Source organism: Massilia sp. 01N417, assembly GCF_056399645.1.
In genome coordinates, this window is the sequence record NZ_JBFTRS010000049.1 from 1 (window position 1) to 3226 (window position 3226).

At 62.0% G+C, this 3226-nt stretch carries 2 protein-coding genes, 1 rRNA gene and 1 pseudogene; 3 read left to right on the top strand and 1 reads right to left on the bottom strand.

Annotation, left to right across the window (positions count from 1 at the left end; genetic code table 11):
• The first annotated feature begins 707 nt into the window (after positions 1-707).
• From AC1DOQ_RS26765 to AC1DOQ_RS26775, 3 genes and pseudogenes are all read left to right on the top strand, one after another.
• A complete protein-coding gene (locus tag AC1DOQ_RS26765) occupies positions 708-929 on the top strand; it encodes a DUF5682 family protein (protein ID WP_477371394.1) in 222 nt (73 codons plus the stop codon).
• Positions 919-2070: pseudogene (locus AC1DOQ_RS26770) on the top strand (VWA domain-containing protein). Before AC1DOQ_RS26765 ends, AC1DOQ_RS26770 begins: the two are co-directional and overlap by 11 nt.
• Positions 2071-2135: 65 nt before the next feature.
• Complete coding sequence (locus AC1DOQ_RS26775) at positions 2136-2606, top strand: DUF6328 family protein (protein ID WP_477371397.1); 471 nt, start codon at positions 2136-2138, stop codon at positions 2604-2606.
• Positions 2607-3016: 410 nt separating this feature from the next.
• Here AC1DOQ_RS26775 and rrf read toward each other — a convergent pair.
• A 5S ribosomal RNA gene (gene rrf / locus AC1DOQ_RS26780) occupies positions 3017-3129 on the bottom strand.
• Between the last annotated feature and the right edge of the window lie 97 nt (positions 3130-3226).

Consider the following 3226-nt stretch of genomic DNA (forward strand, 5'->3'; position numbering starts at 1 on the left):
ATACTGACCGTTACTCATTGCTGAGCAACGTTATACTTTTTGTGAACATTTGATAATTTAAGCATTCAGCACCCCGAAGGATGCTGGCACTTCATCAAACGCCCACACTTATCGACTGTTGATTGTTAAAGATCGTATTCGGTACTGCCTCGCTGCACCCGGCGAATCGTTTTGTTCGTCAGCAGCAGAGGAATGAGATTATGCAGTGTTTCGCTTACCTCGTCAACTCCTCGTTTTTCTTCAGCGCCAGCGGTGTTATCAAAACACCTAGCTCAACTACTTGATTTCGTTCAGCTTTTCCTGCGCTGCAGAAGCAGGAGGCGCACTATAGCAAACGGCACCGGGGCGCGCAAGTCCTGTTGCGTGAGCCCCTGCATACCGGCGGTCACGCCGCACGGTTGACCGCTCAACAATAATCGCGGAGTATCTTTCATCGATACGCAGTCCGCCATCATTCACGAGAAGGACATCGGTGACCCTCGACGCTAAGCAGATCCTGGCACTCGCACCCGATCCAGCTTCGGCCAAGGCCGGGAGCCAGCTGGCGGTAGCGCATCCCAGATCAGGCGCCAGGAAAACGTCCGTCCGCTCGCCCATATCGGCGCGGCGCCGTCAGACCTCGACACCCTGCTCGACACCCATGCGGATGCGCCGGCCGTCCAGCCCTTCCTCGAGCGCCACCCGGTGCTGCTCACTGCTCGCCGGGCGTGGCGCCGCTGGCCGCCGCGCAGTGGCTGGAAGGCTTCCTGCAGGATGGCGGCACCTTGCTGGCGCACAGCGACACCCTGTGGAAGATCGTGAACGGCTGGCTGCTCTCGCTGCGTCCCGACACCTTCACGGAACTGCTGCCGCTGCTGCGCCGCACGGTATCGACCTTTACCGCGCCGGAGCGCCGCGAACTCGGCGAGCGGGCCGCGCATGGCGAATGACGAACGCAATACGGAAGCGGCGCGGCGCTGGCGCCTGGTGCTGGGCCAGGATGCCGCCGGACCGGCGCCCCTGAATGTAGAGGATGCCGCCATCGACGGCGCACTCGATGCGTTGTACGGCACCGCGGACGGCAGCCCGAAGGGAGGACTGGGCGCATCGGCGCCGCGGGTGGCGCGCTGGCTGGGCGATATCCGCGAATACTTCCCGTCCAGCGTGGTGCAGGTGATGCAGAAGGATGCGCTGGAGCGCCTTGGATTGCGCGAGATGCTGTGCGAGCCGGAGATGCTGGCGGCGGTGGTACCGGACGTGCACCTGGTCGCGACCCTGCTCAGCCTGAACCGCGTCATGCCGAACAAGACCAGGGCCACGGCGCGCAAGGTGGTCGCGCAAGTGGTGCAGGAGCTGGAGCGCAAGCTGGCCGCGCCGATGCGCCAGGCCGTATCGAGCGGCCTGAATCGTGCCGCCCGCAACCTGCGGCCGCGCCACCAGGACATCGACTGGCTGCGCACCATCCGCGCCAACCTGCGGCACTACCAGCCGGAGTACCGCACCATCATCCCTGAAACGCGGATCGGCTTCGGCCGCCGTGGGCGTTCGCTGCGCGACAGCGTACTGTGCGTGGACCAGAGCGGATCGATGGCTTCATCCATCGTGTATGCGGGCGTGTTCGCGGCGGTCCTTGCCAGCATCAAGGCGGTCAGCACGTCGGTGGTGGTGTTCGACACCGCCGTGGCCGACCTGACGCCGCTGCTGTCGGACCCGGTCGAGGTCCTGTTCGGCACCTAGCTGGGCGGCGGTACCGACATCAACCGCGCGCTGGCCTATTGCCAGGGACTGGTGACGCGGCCGCGCGAGACGATCTTCGTGCTGATCAGCGATCTGTATGAAGGCGGGAACGAGGCGGAGATGCTGGGACGGGCGGCCGCGCTGGTCGGCAGCGGCGTGCAGGTGATCGCGCTGCTCGCGCTGAACGATTCGGGCGCGCCTTCGTATGACCGCGACAATGCGGCCCGGCTGTCCGCCATGGGCATCCCCTGCTTTGCCTGCACGCCGGACCTGTTTCCCGACCTGATGGCGGCGGCGATCCAGCGGCACAGCCTGGAACAGTGGACGTCGCAGGCGGGAATCGTGCGGGCGTGATGTCCTACATGGCGTCAATCGTGCGTCCGGTTGAATACGGCCGTGTTTGACGTTACTGTCATCCCATGGACGATCAAGCTTCTCAACAACATAAAAACGAGCAGGAAATGCGCGACATTATCGAAGAAGCGCGCTGCATCCTTCCCGGTCTTCAGGCGGTGTTCGGTTTCCAGACGATCGCCGTATTCAATGAACGCTTCACGGAGCTCGTGACCTATGCCCAGGTCTGCCATCTGGTGGGACTGTGCCTGCTGGTTGTCGCGATGGGCATGCTGATGACGCCGGCCGTCTACAACCGCGCACAGCACGGCCGGGCGACGTCGCGGATGCTGCGCATTTCACGCAAATCCATCCGTGGTGGACTCATACCACTGGCTGTCGGGCTGTCGCTCGATATGTTGACGGTGATGTCGCTTGCAACTGACAGCCTTGCGCTCAGCATCGTTGCTGCGGTTGCTTCGCTCCTGCTGTTTGTGGGACTCTGGTACCTCCTGCCACGAAGCGATCCCATCAAGGTTGCCGAGCCGCGCTCCTGATTTGTCTTGCGTTGTGCAGTGCAGGGGGTTGTGTGAAGCTGCGAACAGATGAGGGCGCTTGCAACTGGATAATACCTGCATGGCCTGTGCGAAAGCGGCACCGGCAGAATTCCACGAACTGGGCAGCATTCGTCACCTGAAGTTCCGATATCGGGGGGAGCGCAGACGGAGACGAGTGCAAGCCCAGCCGTTCATGCAAGCGCGACCGCGGCGTTACCGGCGGCGCCTGCTTGCACCGGCTGGATGATGGCGATCGATCTCGCCATCATCGCCAGGCCCGCCAGCTCGACGCGCATCGCGCGATTCCAGAGCGGCGGGCCTTGTCTTTCTTATCTTGGTATGTGAAGCGGGAACGCTAGAAAAGCAAAAAGCCCGCTCAATCGGATTGAGCGGGCTTCTGCGAATAATTAGCCTGACGATAACCTACTTTCACACTGGTTGCAGCACTATCATCGGCGCAAAGTCGTTTCACGGTCCTGTTCGGGATGGGAAGGGGTGGTACCGACTTGCTATGGTCATCAGGCATGACTTGTACGCGTATCGTCTCCTGGGGAAGACGCGACGCTGAATCTGGAAGAAGTAGTTTTATCTGTTGTGTCAACAAACAGCTGTCATCGTAC

Coding starts and splice junctions, on each gene's coding strand:
- AC1DOQ_RS26775 (WP_477371397.1), top strand. CDS start 2,136: ATGGACGATCAAGCTTCTCAACAACATAAAAACGAGCAGGAAATGCGC.